This is a genomic window from Luteimonas sp. RIT-PG2_3 (genome assembly GCF_054902115.1).
The window spans coordinates 422581-437103 of sequence record NZ_JBUBPF010000002.1 but is presented as its reverse complement, the minus strand read 5'-3'; the positions used below and the strand labels follow the sequence as shown (position 1 = coordinate 437103).

At 69.2% G+C, this 14523-nt stretch carries 16 protein-coding genes; 8 read left to right on the top strand and 8 right to left on the bottom strand.

The window, feature by feature from the left end:
• Positions 1-5: 5 nt before the first annotated feature.
• Both ACYX7E_RS04755 and ACYX7E_RS04750 read left to right on the top strand, forming a co-directional pair.
• Positions 6-488, top strand: coding sequence for a YajQ family cyclic di-GMP-binding protein (locus ACYX7E_RS04755; RefSeq protein WP_462079412.1), 483 nt, complete (start codon positions 6-8; stop codon positions 486-488).
• The gene (locus tag ACYX7E_RS04750; protein ID WP_462079411.1) at positions 488-1057 is read left to right on the top strand and encodes a DUF1415 domain-containing protein; all 570 of its coding nucleotides are present in this window, start codon (positions 488-490) and stop codon (positions 1055-1057) included. Before ACYX7E_RS04755 ends, ACYX7E_RS04750 begins: the two co-directional genes overlap by 1 nt.
• 75 nt (positions 1058-1132) lie before the next feature.
• Here ACYX7E_RS04750 and ACYX7E_RS04745 read toward each other — a convergent pair whose 3' ends face one another.
• Positions 1133-2305: a prephenate dehydrogenase gene (locus tag ACYX7E_RS04745; protein ID WP_462079471.1), complete on the bottom strand. Its 1173-nt coding sequence runs from the start codon at positions 2303-2305 to the stop codon at positions 1133-1135.
• A 140-nt stretch (positions 2306-2445) separates the two neighbouring features.
• On the opposite strand from ACYX7E_RS04745, the gene ACYX7E_RS04740 reads away from it, so the two are divergent.
• Positions 2446-3564: a cation diffusion facilitator family transporter gene (locus tag ACYX7E_RS04740; protein ID WP_462079410.1), complete on the top strand. Its 1119-nt coding sequence runs from the start codon at positions 2446-2448 to the stop codon at positions 3562-3564.
• Positions 3561-3893 (top strand): ArsR/SmtB family transcription factor, encoded by a 333-nt coding sequence (locus tag ACYX7E_RS04735; RefSeq protein ID WP_462079409.1) that lies wholly within the window; start codon positions 3561-3563, stop codon positions 3891-3893. Before ACYX7E_RS04740 ends, ACYX7E_RS04735 begins: the two co-directional genes overlap by 4 nt.
• A 37-nt stretch (positions 3894-3930) precedes the next feature.
• On the opposite strand, the gene ACYX7E_RS04730 is transcribed toward ACYX7E_RS04735, so the two are convergent.
• Genes ACYX7E_RS04730 through ACYX7E_RS04720 form a run of 3 tightly spaced genes read right to left on the bottom strand, consistent with a single transcriptional unit; the run spans position 3931 to position 6360 of the window.
• Entirely contained in the window at positions 3931-4611 is a 681-nt protein-coding gene (locus ACYX7E_RS04730) for an HAD family hydrolase (protein WP_462079408.1), read from the bottom strand.
• A complete protein-coding gene (locus ACYX7E_RS04725; protein ID WP_462079407.1) occupies positions 4608-5318 on the bottom strand; it encodes a pseudouridine synthase in 711 nt (236 codons plus the stop codon). Before ACYX7E_RS04725 ends, ACYX7E_RS04730 begins: the two co-directional genes overlap by 4 nt.
• A gap of 10 nt (positions 5319-5328) precedes the next feature.
• A complete protein-coding gene (locus tag ACYX7E_RS04720) occupies positions 5329-6360 on the bottom strand; it encodes a class I SAM-dependent methyltransferase (RefSeq protein WP_462079406.1) in 1032 nt (343 codons plus the stop codon).
• Between the two features lie 189 nt (positions 6361-6549).
• On the opposite strand from ACYX7E_RS04720, the gene fabA reads away from it, so the two are divergent.
• Together fabA and fabB are read left to right on the top strand one after the other, a co-directional pair.
• Positions 6550-7059 carry a 3-hydroxyacyl-[acyl-carrier-protein] dehydratase FabA gene (fabA, locus tag ACYX7E_RS04715; protein ID WP_462079405.1) on the top strand — a complete coding sequence of 170 codons (510 nt, stop codon included), beginning with the start codon at positions 6550-6552 and terminating at the stop codon, positions 7057-7059.
• Positions 7056-8282 carry a beta-ketoacyl-ACP synthase I gene (gene fabB / locus ACYX7E_RS04710; RefSeq protein WP_462079404.1) on the top strand — a complete coding sequence of 409 codons (1227 nt, stop codon included), beginning with the start codon at positions 7056-7058 and terminating at the stop codon, positions 8280-8282. Before fabA ends, fabB begins: the two co-directional genes overlap by 4 nt.
• Positions 8283-8449: 167 nt before the next feature.
• Here the strand turns inward: fabB and ACYX7E_RS04705 are convergent, their stop codons facing one another.
• Positions 8450-8926 (bottom strand): hypothetical protein, encoded by a 477-nt coding sequence (locus ACYX7E_RS04705; RefSeq protein WP_462079403.1) that lies wholly within the window; start codon positions 8924-8926, stop codon positions 8450-8452.
• Positions 8923-9645: an RNA polymerase sigma factor gene (locus tag ACYX7E_RS04700; protein ID WP_462079402.1), complete on the bottom strand. Its 723-nt coding sequence runs from the start codon at positions 9643-9645 to the stop codon at positions 8923-8925. The genes ACYX7E_RS04705 and ACYX7E_RS04700 overlap by 4 nt, the downstream gene beginning before the upstream one ends.
• Before the next feature lie 227 nt (positions 9646-9872).
• On the opposite strand from ACYX7E_RS04700, the gene ACYX7E_RS04695 reads away from it, so the two are divergent.
• Positions 9873-10199, top strand: a complete 327-nt coding sequence (locus tag ACYX7E_RS04695; protein WP_462079401.1) for a hypothetical protein — start codon at positions 9873-9875, stop codon at positions 10197-10199.
• A gap of 91 nt (positions 10200-10290) precedes the next feature.
• Here ACYX7E_RS04695 and ACYX7E_RS04690 read toward each other — a convergent pair whose 3' ends face one another.
• Both ACYX7E_RS04690 and ACYX7E_RS04685 read right to left on the bottom strand, forming a co-directional pair.
• A complete protein-coding gene (locus tag ACYX7E_RS04690) occupies positions 10291-12816 on the bottom strand; it encodes an ABC transporter permease (RefSeq protein WP_462079400.1) in 2526 nt (841 codons plus the stop codon).
• Positions 12813-13565 carry an ABC transporter ATP-binding protein gene (locus ACYX7E_RS04685; RefSeq protein ID WP_462079399.1) on the bottom strand — a complete coding sequence of 251 codons (753 nt, stop codon included), beginning with the start codon at positions 13563-13565 and terminating at the stop codon, positions 12813-12815. The genes ACYX7E_RS04690 and ACYX7E_RS04685 overlap by 4 nt, the downstream gene beginning before the upstream one ends.
• 84 nt (positions 13566-13649) lie before the next feature.
• Between ACYX7E_RS04685 and ACYX7E_RS04680 the strand changes: the two genes are divergently transcribed.
• Positions 13650-14324: an arylesterase gene (locus ACYX7E_RS04680; RefSeq protein ID WP_462079398.1), complete on the top strand. Its 675-nt coding sequence runs from the start codon at positions 13650-13652 to the stop codon at positions 14322-14324.
• Positions 14325-14523: the final 199 nt, after the last annotated feature.

Below are 14523 nucleotides of genomic sequence, written 5' to 3'. Positions count from 1 at the left end.
GCCACATGCCTTCTTTCGACATCGTGTCCGAAGTCGACACCCACGAGCTGACCAATGCGGTCGACCAGGCCAATCGCGAACTGACGACGCGATTCGACTTCAAGGGCGTCGAGGCCTCGTTCGAACTCGACGAAGCCGTCATCAACCAGACCGCGCCGAGCGAGTTCCAGGTCCAGCAGATGACCGAGATCCTCCGTGCCCGCCTGGCCGCGCGCAAGATCGACATCAAGTGCCTGGAGTTCGGCGACATCGAGACCAATGTCGCCGGTGCGCGGCAGAAGATCACCGTCAAGCAGGGCATCGAACGCGAACTGGCCAAGAAGATCCAGAATGCGCTCAAGACCGCCAAGCTGAAGGTCGACAGCCAGATCAACGGCGACAAGCTGCGCGTCAGCGGCAAGAAGCGCGACGACCTGCAGGCCGCGATGGCCCTGCTGCGCAGCAGCGACTTCGAGTTGCCGCTGCAGTTCGACAATTTCCGCGACTGATGCAGCCCACGCCCGCCAGCACGTCGTCCGATCCGCCCGCCAGCGACCCGATCGCCGAGACCCGGCGCTGGCTGGAGCGCGCGGTCATCGGCCTGAACCTGTGTCCGTTCGCCAAGGCCGTGTACGCCAAGCAGCAGGTGCGGTTCGTGCTCAGCGACGCGACCACGCCAGAAGCCCTGCTGCATCAGCTGGGCGAGGAGCTGGCGCTGCTCCGCGAGACGCCCGCGGAGCAGATCGACACCACGCTGCTGGTGCATCCGCAGGTGCTGACCGACTTCCTCGACTACAACGATTTCCTCGACGACGCCGACGCGCTGCTGGAAGCCCTGGATCTTGACGGCGACCTGCAGGTGGCGAGCTTCCATCCCGACTACCAGTTCGCCGACAGCCATGTCGACGACCTGGCCAACTGTACCAACCGCTCGCCGTATCCGACCCTGCACCTGTTGCGCGAGGACAGCGTCGAACGCGCGGTCGACATCTATCCCGACCCGGATGCAATCGTCGCCCGCAACATCGGAACCCTGGAAAAGCTCGGCCGCAAGCGCTGGCAGACCCTGCTCGACTGATCTGCTGGACTGACCTGCCCGGCTGGCGCGCGCCGTTGCCGGACGACGGCGGGCCATGCCCGCGTGCGCACCCGCTCAGTTGCGCTCGATGACCCGGCCGATGCCGCTGGCGTCGATTTCCCGCGCCGCCGCTTCCAGGCCGGCACTGTCGGTTTCGGGCACCAGGCCGATGCGGAAATGCAGTTCGCCGGCCGGCGTGCGCGAGGAGTGGATCGATGCCAGGCTGATGCCGTGCTGCTCGAACACGTGCAGCAGCGCGCGCAGCGAGCCCGGCCGGTCCAGCGGCAGGTAGACGCTCATGACACGCGTCTCGGTCAGGTCGGCCAGCAGGTAACCGACGCGCTCGAAGGTGTAGTTGCCCGCCGCCAGCGCGTCCTCGCCGATGCCGTCGCGCTGTGCGGCGAACAGCCTGCGGAATTCCTGTCGCGCCGCGTCGTCGCCCTGTACCACCAGTGCATGCAGCTGCGAGATCCGCGCCACCAGGCTGGCCAGCACGTCGGCGACATGCGGATTGCCGAACTGGATGTCCTCGTAGATCGCCGGGTTCAAGGACAGGATCCGCGAGATCATCGCGGTATCGAGTTCGAACGAGGCCGAACGGAACGGCATCAACGACGCCAGCGGCCCCAGCGTGCCGACCTGGTCCTGCAGCACCCCGGCCTGGCCGAGATGGCTGGCATGCACCATCGCCTGGACCAGCGCCATCACGCGGTCGTGGTGCTCGGCGCTGGCGCGCACCGATTCGCCCTGCAGCGCATGCAGCCACTGCGCGACCCACGGCTGCCAGCGCTGCAGCCGTGCCTCGCAGACCACGACGACGCGGCCCTTCAGCGTCGGCGCCTTCGGCGGCGCGGTCATCGGATGCAGGCCGACCACCTCGGCCTGCGAGCGCAGCATCGCCTCGACCGGCGCCTGCTTGATCGACGTCACGTCGACCCACAGGCGATCGCGCTCGCGACCGGCCGAGCGCGCCACGTAATCGTCGATCAGGCCGGCGGTGACCCGGATCGGCGCCGCGAACAGCAGCACATCGGCCTCGGCCAGCAGGCGTTCCGGCGTCTCCGACGCGGCATCGGCAGGATCGTGCCCCAGCACCTGCAGGCCCATCCGCTCGACGAAGAAGCGCCGCAGCCAGCGGCCATACGCACCATCGCTGCCGACGATGCCGATGACCGGGGCGGCGAGCGGGATTGCAGGGAGATCGGCGCCGGACGGCAGCGCGCGGGATTGGCCGGAAAGCGTATTCATCGCGACATTCTCGCCGGCCGGAGCCGTCATGCCTATGACATACCCCTGCCTGGGCCGTGGATCCGCCTGAGAGCCCCTCTTCATAACCATATAAATATATGTTTATATGTTGACACCCCGCCCACCGCCGACCCACGCCGATGCCCCACGACCACAGCTCCCACGGCCACAGCCATGGTGCCCACGACCACGGCCCGCACAGCCATGCGCCAACGGTGACCAACCGCAACGAGCGGGTCGTGCTGACCGGCCTCCTGCTGACCGCGAGCTTCATGGTCGTCGAGGTCATCGGCGGCCTGATGTCCGGCTCGCTCGCGCTGATCGCCGATGCCGGCCACATGCTGACCGACGCCGCCGCGCTGGCGCTGGCCTGGCTGGGTTTCCGCATCGGCCGCCGCGTGTCCAACGCGCGCAAGACCTTCGGCTACATGCGCTTCGAAGTGCTGGCCGGCCTGATCAATGCGATCACGCTGTTCGCGCTGGTTGCGTGGATCAGCTGGGAAGCAGTGCAGCGGCTGCGCGCGCCCGGCGAGATCCTGGCCGGCCCCATGCTGGTGGTCGCGATCATCGGGCTCGCGGTCAACTGCCTGGTGTTCTGGATCCTGCATCGCGGCGACCAGGAGCACGTCAACATCAAGGGCGCGACACTGCACGTGCTCGGCGACCTGCTGGGTTCGGTCGCCGCGATCATCGCCGCGCTGATCATCAAGTTCACCGGCTGGATGCCGATCGATCCGATCCTGTCGGTCCTGGTGTGCCTGCTGATCCTGCGCAGCGCCTGGGCACTGCTTCGCGGCTCGTTCGACATCCTGATGGAAGGCACGCCGCCGGGCATCGACATCGAACAACTGCGCGCGCAGCTGATCGAAGGCGTGCCCGGCGTGGCCGATGTCGATCACGTGCACGTCTGGTCGATCACCTCGGGCAAGATCCTGGCGACACTGGAGCTGACCCTGGCCGATGGCGCGCAGGCCGCGCAGGTGGTGCCGGCGGTCAAGCGCGCGCTGCTGGAGCGGCATGCGATCGGCCACACCACGGTCGAGGTCACCACCGCGTCGCGCGCACCCTGCGGCCTGGAGGCCGGGCCTGCATCGGGACCGGCGCAGGCGCCTGGCGAGCATGAGCATGCCCATGACCATGACCACGGGCATGGCGACCACGACCACGCGCATGCACACGATCACGCCGATGATCGGCCGCAGGATGACCCGCAGGGTCGCAAGCGGGTCGATCGCCTCGACGGAACCGCTGCCCGATGACACTGCCCCCTGCCCCGCTGCCGACGCCGGACGATGCCCAGATCACGATCATCGCCGAGACCTATCGCCTGCTCGGCGATCCGACCCGTCTGCGCGTACTGCTGGCCTGCCTCGATGGTCCGGTCGCGGTCGGCGACATCGCGCGCATCACCGGCGCGTCGCAACCGCTGGTCAGCCACCACCTGCGCCTGCTGCGCGGCGCGCGACTGGTGCGCGGCCAGCGCCAGCAGCGGCAGGTGCTGTACGCCACCGCCGACGCGCATATCCGCGACATGCTTGTCGACATGATCGAACACGCCGGCGAGGACGCCAGCCCGCACACGGACTGAGTGCCGACACGACCCGATCCATCCCCATCCGATCCAATCAGCGCGCCGGCAGCAGCCAGGGTTCGATCAGCGCCTGCGCATCGGCCAGCGAATCGACGATGCGATGCCCCAGCGCACGTACCGCCGCATCAGGGGCCAGCAGGTCCGGCACCTGGACCGGCGTCATGCCGGCGGCCAGCGCGGCACGCACGCCGGTGGGGGAATCCTCGAGTACCAGGCAATCGCCCGGCGCCACGCCCAGTTGTTGCGCAGCCAGCAGATAGACATCGGGCGCGGGCTTGGGATGGGCGACGTCGCTGCTGGTGCAGACCACGTCGAAGCGCCACAACAGGTCCGCGGCCTCGAGCTTGTGCAGCGCCAGCGGTCGTCGCGTCGATGTCGCCACCGCACACGGCAGCGCATGCGCTGCCAGCAGTTCCAGCAGCGCCACGATGCCGGGCCGGTGCGGGACGCCGCGCGTCGCTACGTCGATGTACAGCGCATGGCCACGTGCCAGCAGGCGATCGCTGGCCGCGGGGTCCAGGTGCGCCAGCAGCAGTTCGCGGCAGACTACGTCGGTATGCCCGATCATGCCGAACCAGACCGCATCGTCGATGGCCGCGTCCTGCTCGCGCGCCGCCTGGCGCAGGCAATCGATGATCGCGCGCTCGCTGTCGAGCATCAGTCCGTCCATGTCGAAGATCACCGCGGCAGGACGGCAGGACAGCGCCAGGCTCATGCCTCGTTCGTGGCCTGCAGGCCGTCGACCTCGGCGTCCGACAGCACGCGCCATTGCCCTTCCGGCAATCCGCCAAGCTCCAGCGCGCCGACGCGGCTGCGGTGCAGCGCCTGCACGTGGTTGCCGACCGCCGCGAACATCCGCCGCACCTGGTGGTAGCGGCCTTCGGTGATCGTCAGCCGCGCCCGGGTCGGCGACAGCGACTCGAGCAGCGCCGGCTTCAGTGGCGTCTTCTCCGACTCCAGCATCAGCGTGCCGCTGGCGAACAGCGCGGCTTCGTCGCCCCGCAGCGGCTGCGCCAACGTCGCCTCGTAGGCCTTGGGCAGGCCGAGCCTGGGCGAGATGATCCGGTGCAGCAGCTGGCCGTCGTCGGTGAACAGCAGCAGGCCGCTGGTGTCGCGATCGAGGCGACCGACACTGGACAGCACCGGCTGGCGCAGGCGATAGCGCGGCGGCAGCAGCTCATAGACCAGGCGCCCGCCATCCTTGGTCGAGCAGGTATAGCCGGCCGGCTTGTGCAGCAGCAGGGTCAGGCCCATCGGCGGATCGATGGCTTCTTCGTCGACGCGGATGCGCGCATGCTCGATCTGGTCGTCGGCGTAGAGCACCTCGCCGTCGCTGTCGGTGATGCGTCCTTCGCGGAACATCCGCGTCACGTCCTTGCGGCTGCCGTAGCCGAGATTGGCGAGCAGTTTGACCAGCTTCATCGACATGTCCTCAGCGCCCACGCTCAGCATGGATGACCTTGAAGCCCTGCTGCTGCGCGACGATGCTGACCGCGGCGAAACGCGCGTCGAACATGTCCTCGTACGGCAACTGGCGATTGGCGACCAGCCAGATCTGCCCGCGCGGCTTCAGCGCATTGGCGGCAGCGGCGATGAACGCCCGTCCGATCGCCGGCTGCGGATCGCGGCCCAGCCCATGGAACGGCGGATTGCTGACGATGACGTCGTAACGCCCGGGCAGGCCGGCGGTCACGTCATGCCAATGGAAGCCCAGCGTCGCCCGGGACGCGAACGACGTCAGATTGGTCTGCGCCAGCGCCAGCGCGCGCGCCTGCGCCTCGAACACGTCCAGGGCCTGCACGCCGGGGCAGCGCTGCAACAGCTCGGCCGACAGGTAGCCGTAACCGGCGCCGAGGTCGGCGGCATGGCCGGCCAGCGTCGGCGGCAACGCTTGCGCCAGCAGTCGCGACGCGGTGTCGATGCGATCCCAGGCGAACACGCCCGGCCGGCTGAAGAAGCGCCCCTGCTCGATCGGGCGCGTCGCATCCAGCGCCTGCCATTCGGCCGCCAGCGCCGGATCAACCGCGCCATCGCGGGCGGTGGCCCAAAACACCCTGCACTTGTGCTTGGTCAGCACGCTGACCGGACCCATCAACCGCGCCAGATCGGCCTGGCCGGCCTTGGCGCCCTCGTCGTTGGCGAGACTGGCGATGACCACGCCACCCGGCGTCACCCGCTGCAGCGCTTGCGCGAACAGCGCGCGTGCCTCGTCGCGCTGCCGGGGCGGCAGCACCAGCACCAGCGCACGGCGCTCGTCGGTGGGGGCGCGGACATCGAAGCCGTCGCGCTGCAGTGCATCGAACGCGGGCTTGAACCCCTGTTCACATATCAAGCGCGACGACCATGGCCGCAGCACCGCGCCCGGACGCGCACCCAGGAACAGCGCGCCGTCCCCGGGCCAGGCCAACTGACCGGACGAAAACGGCAACAACAGGGCTTCCAGCGCAGGATCGGCGTACGACATCAGGTCTCGGGACAGGTCAAAACCCCGCAATTCTATCGGCTGCGCACGTCGGCCAGGCGCGCCATCGCCGGTTCGGGCCCGCGGGCGGCACCGGCTCCCGACCAAAACGTACTCATGCGTACGGGCTTTTCACTGTGCGCATCCGCGATAATCGCGGGTCACCCATCCGCAGGCAGCGTGCCAGATTCGATGAAGGACTCTTTCAGCTACGAACAACTGATCTCCTCGGGCGAAGGCACGCTCTTCGGGCCCGACAGCGGGCGCCTGCCGCTGCCGCCGATGCTGATGTTCGACCGCATCACCCACATCGATGACGATGGCGGCCCGCACGGTCTGGGCCAGATCCGCGCCGAGCTCGATATCCGCCCCGACCTGTGGTTCTTCCAGTGCCACTTCCAGGGCGACCCGGTCATGCCCGGCTGCCTGGGCCTGGACGCGATGTGGCAGCTGATCGGCTTCTACCTCACCTGGCAGAAGCTGCCGGGCCGCGGCCGCGCGCTCGGCGCCGGCGAGGTCAAGTTCACCGGCGAAGTCGGTCCCGAGGCCAAGCAGGTGCGCTACGAGATCGACATCAAGCGCGTCATCAAGCGCAAGCTGATCCTCGCCATCGGCGACGCACGCATGTACGTCGACGACAAGGAGATCTACACCGCCAACGACCTGCGCGTGGGCTTGTTCATGCGCGAAGGCGACGCATGAACGGATCGCAGCGACGCGTCGTCATCACCGGCATGGGCATCGTCTCGTGCATCGGCAACGACCTGCAGACCGTCACCACCGCGCTGCGCGACAGCGCGCCGGGCATCCGCTTCGATGCCTCGTATGCCGAGAAGGGCATGCGCAGCCAGGTCTCGGGCGTGCCGCAGATCGACCTCGAAGCTCTGATCGACCGCAAGCTCAAGCGCTTCATGGGCGATGCAGCGGCCTATGCCTACGTGGCGCTGAAGGATGCGATCGCGCAGTCGGGCCTGCCCGAAGACGCGATTTCCCATCCGCGCACCGGCCTGATCATGGGCTCCGGCGGCGGCTCGCCGACCAACCAGATCGAATCGGCCGACACGCTGCGCGAGCGCGGCATCCGCCGCGTCGGCCCGTACCAGGTCACGCGCACGATGAGCTCGACGGTGTCGGCCTGCCTGGCGACCGCGTTCGGCATCAAGGGCCTGAACTATTCGATCTCGTCGGCCTGCGCGACTTCGGCGCATTGCATCGGCGTCGCCGCCCAGCAGATCCAGGCCGGGCTGCAGGACGTCGTGTTCGCCGGTGGCGGCGAGGAAGTCAGCTGGGGCATGGCGATGCTGTTCGACGGCATGGGCGCCTTGTCGAGCAAGTACAACGACACCCCCGAACGCGCCTCGCGTGCCTATGACGCCGACCGCGATGGCTTCGTCATCGCCGGCGGCGGCGGCGCGGTCGTGCTGGAAAGCCTGGAACACGCGCAGGCCCGCGGTGCCACCATCCTCGGCGAACTGGTCGGCTTCGGCGCCAGCTCGGATGGCGTCGACATGGTCGCCCCGTCCGGCGACGGTGCGATCGCCTGCATGCGCATGGCGATCGAAGGCCTCGATGGCGACATCGACTACATCAACACCCACGGCACCTCGACCCCGGTCGGCGACGTCAGCGAACTGCGCGCGATGCGCAAGGTCTTCGGCGATGCCGTGCCGCCGTTCTCGTCGACCAAGTCGCTGACCGGCCATTCGCTGGGCGCCACCAGTGTCCAGGAGGCGATCTACTGCCTGCTGATGCTGCAGGAAGGCTTCATCGCCGGCTCGGCGAACGTCGACACCGTCGACCCGGAAGCCGCCGACCTGCCGCTGGTCCGCGAAAGCCGCGATGCCCCGCTGCGCACCGTGCTGTCGAACAGCTTCGGTTTCGGCGGCACCAATGCCAGCCTCGTGCTGCGTCGCTGGGAAGGCTGAGTCGCGTCGACACGACGGATTCGCGGCAATCGCCGCGGGCCCGGATACATCGGCGGTGCGCAAGCCGCATCGCCGCATCACCGCGCTGAGGGTCCGCCCGGCATCCCGGCGCAGAACGTGATGAGCAGGGCCTCGCGACCATCGCCATCATGCGGTCCCCAGCTGACTCAGCTCGACAGTGGAAGGCTGCGCGCCTCGGCCCAGCGCCGCATCCAGCCCAGCGACCACGACAGCGCCGCACAGGCGGCGCACGCAAGCGTCCACATCACCGCACCGGCGCCGAAGGCCTGGTCGGCCAGCGCCAGCCACTGGCCGCCGTAGAGCGCGAGCACCGCCAGCGCGGCGACCACCAGCGCGCCCAGCAATCCGTGCTGCAGCACGCGTTCGATGCGGCCGTCATCGCGCGTGGCCGCCGCATGCGCCGGCATCCGGATCCGGGCAAGCCGCGCGACCTCGGCGGCGAAGTCGGCCGGCGGCTGCGTCAGCGGCATGCTGCGCAGCGCCTGCGCCAGCAATGCATCATGCCGATCGGGCGCGTCGGACGACAGCGCGCGCTCCTGCGCGGCCCAGTCGCGGGCCTCCTTCGACGAAGCCCCTGGATGGGGCGTGGGCGGGCGGGATGCAGGTGGGCGTGGCGTGTTCATGCGGCAAAGACTCCCAACTCCGGCTCCAACATCACGCGCAGCTGTTTCCTGCTGCGGAACAGATGGCTCTTGATCGTCCCCTCGGCCAGCCCGGTGACCTGCGAGATCTCGCCGATCGGCATGTCCTCGATGTGATACAGCGTCAGCAGGGTCCGTTGCAACGGCGGCAACCGGTCGATCGCCGCATGCAGCAGCGCGACGGCCTCGTCGTCCGACAGCGTGGCTTCCAGATCGACGCCATCGCCGATGCTTTCGACCCAGGGCCGCGTCGGCGAACCGTCCTCATCGACGCCATCGAACATCTCGGCGATCGGGATGCGTTTCTTCTCGAGATGGCGCTTGGCCACCGAATAGGCGACCTGCGCGATCCAGGACTTCAGCGCGCTGTCGCCACGATACTGGTGCAGCGCCTGGTGGATGCGCAGGAAGGCCTCCTGGCACAGCTCGCGGGTATCTTCCGGGTGCCGCACCATGCGGTCGATCACGTGCCAGCACAGGCCCTGGTAGTCGCGCACCAGCCGTTCGAATGCACCCGGCGCGCCAACCAGCACGGCATCGACCAGCACCCGGTCGGCCTGCCGTTGCACCGCCTGCGCCTGCTCGGCCTCGCCGTCGGCGGACGACAGGCGCGCAGCCCGTCCCTGTGCGTCACGCACGCGCCCGGCCAACACCGGCGCGTCGGGGCGCGATTCACGAGGGGGATCGGACAGGGTCGGCATCCCGGACAGGGATACGCCCGGGGCGAGATCGGTTGCAAGGCCGGAACGTCAGGGGTGCATGCGCACATCGCGTCAGCCAACGCAGGCAACAGCTGCGCCACTGCAACCGATCCGGCCGACGCGGTATCTGCTGTGCCAGGAGCCTCGCCTTTCCTCCGTCTCACAATCGCGCGTCACCACTACGCCGCACATCACCCACCCATCCACGCCACACGGAACACACCGCCATGGAATTCGGAATCCTGATCCCGATCACGTCGTTCATCTGCATCTATCTGTCGATCAAGGCCGTGGTCGACGCCCGCACGCGCCGCCAGATGGTCCAAGCCAACGGCTCCGAGGACATGCTGCGCTCGATCCTCGAAGGCGAGGAGTCGCGTCGCCGGCAGTCGGCGCTGCGCTGGGGCGTGATCCTGATGGCGCTGGCCGCCGGCTTCGGCCTGATCGAGGCCCTGGGCTTGAACGAGCCCTCGCCGGGCCTGTTCGCGATCCTGCTGGCCGCCACCGGCATCGGCAACCTGGCCGCCTACGCCCTGTCGCGACAGGCGAAGTAGGCCGCGCAGGTCGCGGGACGCCTGGGGAGCGTGGATCGCCTCTGCACGGGCCGGTCCGCGCACGGCGGTACCGGCCCCCTCAACGCCGGCCTCAGCCCTGCAGTTCCCGCAGCGTCACCGATGGCGGCGCGTCGAGCACCCGGCGCGTCGCCCACAGGCCGGCCAGCAGCGTCATCACTACGCCCAGGCCCGCACCGACCACGGCCAGCAGCAGGTTCGGTCGCCACGGCAGGTTGAACACCTGGCTGGCGACCACGCCCGACAGCACCGAGGCCGCGATCGCCGCGACCAGGCCGGCCAGCAGGCCGATCGCCACGAACTCCGACGCCTGTGCCATCCGCATCTGCGCACGGCTGCCGCCGAGCGCGCGCATGACGCCGCCTTCCAGCAGGCGTTCGTCCTGGCTGGCGCTGACCGCCGCCAGCAACACCAGCACGCCGGCCGCCAGCGAGAACCAGAACACCACCTGCACCACCGTCGAAACCTGATCGGCGGTACTGCGGACCTGCGCCAGCACCGCATCGATGTCGATCACCGACAGGTTCGGGAACTGCTGCACCAGCTCGGCGGTGAACCGCGTCTGCTCCGGCGGTACCCGCACCGCGGTGATATGGCTGGCCGGATAGCCATCCAGCGCGCCCGGCGAGGCCAGCACGAAGAAGTTCGGCTGGAAGCTTTCCCACTCCACGCTGCGCAGACTGGTGATCGGCGCCTCGAAACGCTGCCCGGCGATATCGAACGCGATGCGGTCGCCGATCTTCCAGCCCAGCGATTGCGCGAACCCTTCCTCGACCGAGATCTGCGGCGTCGCCGGCGTGCCCTGCCAGAACGTGCCGGCGGTGACCTTGTTGTCGTCGCGCAGCGTCTGCGCCATCGACAGGTTGAACTCGCGTTCGGCACGCCGCTGCGTGCGCTGGTCCTCGCCGGCATCGCCGCTGCGGTTGGCGAAGTCCTCGCCGCGCACCGGCGTCCCGTTGTGTTCGAGCAGGCGGCCGCGGATCATCGGGAACAGCACCGGCGCATCGAGCTTGCGCTCGGCCATGAAGGCCTGCACCGGATCGAGCTGGTCGGACTGCACGTTGATGATGAAACGGTTGGGCGCGTCCTGCGCCAGCGCCAGCTGCCAGCGATCGAGCAGGTCGGTGCGCACGAAGGTCAGCAGCAGCAACGCCATCAGGCCCAGGCCCAGCGCACTGATCTGCGCCACGCTGGTGCCGGCGCGACGACTGAGGTTGGCCAGCCCGTAACGCAGGCTGCCGCGCAGGCGCGTCCGCACGCGACGTACCAGCACGATCAGCACCCAGGCCAGCGCCGCCAGCACGACCAGCGTGCCGAGGATGCCGCCGAACATCGCCAGCGCCAGCCGCGCAGAGCCCGCCTGCCACCACAGCAGCGCACCCAAGCCCGCGAAGCCCAGGCCGGCCACCAGCCAGGCGCTGGGTTCGCTGCCGTCGAGGTCGCGGCGCAGCACGCGCAGCGCCGGCACCTTGCGCAGGGCCAGCACCGGCGGCGCGCCGAATGCCATCAGCACGACCAGGCCGACGCCGTAACCACGCAGCGCCGGCCACACGCTCGCGGCCGGGATCGAGACCTGCAGCGTCTGCGCCAGCCAACCCGCGACCGCCCATTGCAGCGCGAACGCGATCGCCACACCGAGGCTGCAGGCGATCAGGCCCAGCAGCAGCAACTCGCCGACATGGATACCGACCAGGGTGCGCTGGCTGGCACCGAGGCAGCGCATCACCGCCACGCCCGACAGGTGCCGCTCGCTGTGCTGGCGCGCGGCCATCGCCACCGCCACCGCCGCGAGCACCACCGACACCAGCGCCGCCAGTCCAAGGAAGCGACCCGCGCGATCCAGCGACGAGCGCACTTCCGGCCGCGCATCGGAGATCGTCTCGATGCGCTGCCCGCGCGCGAGACCGGCCCGCGCGGTTGCGACAAAGCCTTCGACCGCGTTCGCCTCGCCGGCGACCACCAGCCGGTAACGCACGCGACTGCCTTCCTGCACCAGCCCGGTCGCGTCCAGATCGCTGAGGTTGAGGAACACCTTCGGCGCAACGTTGAAGTAATCGATCGATGCATCCGGCTCCTGGATCACCAGCGCCGCCAGCGTGAAGCCGGCTTCGCCGATGTGCACGACATCGCCGATCTTCGCGCCCAGCGTGTCGGCACCGGCGCGGCTGAGCCATAGCGTGCCGGCGACCGGCACGGCCGGGGCATCGCGCTCGACGCCATCGGCACCGGCAATGCGGAACACGCCGCGCAACGGAAAGCCCTCGCCGATCGCGCGCAGGTCGCCCAGCCGCAGGGCCGCATCGGCGCCGTCGCCCACGCGGATCATGCTGTCGAGTTCGATCGTCTCGGCCTGGGCCAGGCCCGCGCCGCGCGCGGACGCGCGCAGGCTGTCGGCGATCGGGGCGTCGCCGCGGACGATCGCATCGCCGCCGAGCAGGCGGTTGGCCTCCAGCGCCAGCGCGCGTTCGGCGCGGTCGGTGACAAAGCCCACCGACGTCACCGCCACCACCGCCAGCACCAGGGCGGCCAGCAGGATGCGGATGTCGCCGGCGGCCAGGTCGCGACGCAACTGGCGCCAGGCCAGCGTCAGCACCTTCATGCGGCCTGCCCGTCGTGGCGACGCTGGTCCGCGACCAGCCGGCCGCTGTCCAGCCGCAGCACGCGGCCGCAACGCGCGGCCAGCTGGTCGTCATGGGTCACCAGCACCAGGGTGGTGCCGGCATCGGCATTGAGCGCGAACAGCAGTTCGATGATCGCCTGCCCGGTCCGGGTGTCGAGGTTGCCGGTGGGTTCGTCGGCGAACAGCAGCGACGGCCCCGTAACGAAGGCGCGCGCCAGCGCGACGCGTTGTTGCTCGCCGCCCGACAGCTGCTTGGGGTAATGCTCGAGGCGCTCGCCGAGGCCGACCTTGGCCAGGATCGCACGGGCCGGCGACTGCGCATCGGCATCGCCGCGCAGCTCCAGCGGCAGCATCACGTTCTCCAATGCCGTCAAGGAAGGCAACAGCTGGAAGCTCTGGAACACGAAGCCGACCTTCTCGCCGCGCACGCGCGCACGCCCGTCCTCGTCCAGCGTCGACAGCGGCGCGCCATCGAGCTGCACCGATCCGTCGCTGGGCGTATCCAGGCCGGCCATCAGCGACAGCAGCGTGCTCTTGCCCGACCCCGAGGCGCCGACGATCGCGACGCTCTCGCCGGGTGCGATGTCGAAGCCGACATCATCGAGTATCGTCAATGCGCCCGCGGGCAGCACGACGCGTTTACCGAGGGCGCGGACCTCGAGCGCGGCAGCGCGTGCGCCCTGCGGGCGCGAAGGGGTTTCAGCTTGCATCAGGGCGGCATCGGCCATAGTCATCGTGTCCGGGGGCTCAGTGGGGTTGGGTCCGAAGACAGCAAAGGCGGCATGTCGCCACCTCGGTTTGGAGCATCTTGCATGAACAATGGATATGGGGCATCGCGGCGCATGCCGCAATGGGTCATCGGTTGGGTCGCCCTGCTGCTGGCCTTCGGCGCTGGCGCGCAGGCCCCTGCCCCGCCCGCAGCCGCCGCATCGCCCGGCGCACACACGGTGCTGGTCATGGGCGACTCGTTGTCGGCCGGCTACGGCATGGCCGCGCGCGAAGGCTGGGTCTCGCTGCTGGGCGAGCGGCTGGCCCGCGACAGGCCCGGGTGGCGGGTCGTCAATGCCAGCATCAGCGGCGAGACCAGCGCCGGGGGTTCGTCACGGATCGTCGCCGAGGTCCTGCGCAACAAGCCCGACGTCGTCGTCATCGCACTGGGGGCCAACGACGGCCTGCGTGGCCTGCCGCTGCGCGACACACGCTACAACCTCGCGCGGATGATCGGCGCTTCCCGCCATGTCGGCGCGAAGGTGCTGCTGGTCGGCATGCGCATGCCGCCCAACCTGGGGGCGGAATACACCGCCGGCTTCGAACGCAACTTCCGCGAGCTGTCGACGATGTTCGACACCGGACTGCTGCCGTTCCTGCTGGAACCGATCGCACTCGACCGCGATGCTTTCCAGAACGACAACCTGCACCCGACCGTCGCCTCGCAGCCGGCGCTGCTCGATCACGTCTGGCCGGCGTTGCGTCCGCTGCTGGACTGAGCGGCCGGAGAACCCGCTGACGAATCGATGCGCTGCCATGGCCGCGCATCGATTGCCCTGCGCGACCACGCCAGACGATTCCCCACGCACGTCATGCGCGCGCGTGACAACCGCCGGTACGCACCGGATATTCGCCGCCCCGCAGGCGACCATTCGTCGCCCGACTTAATCCCTCCGGGCGATGCTTCGGATATTTCCG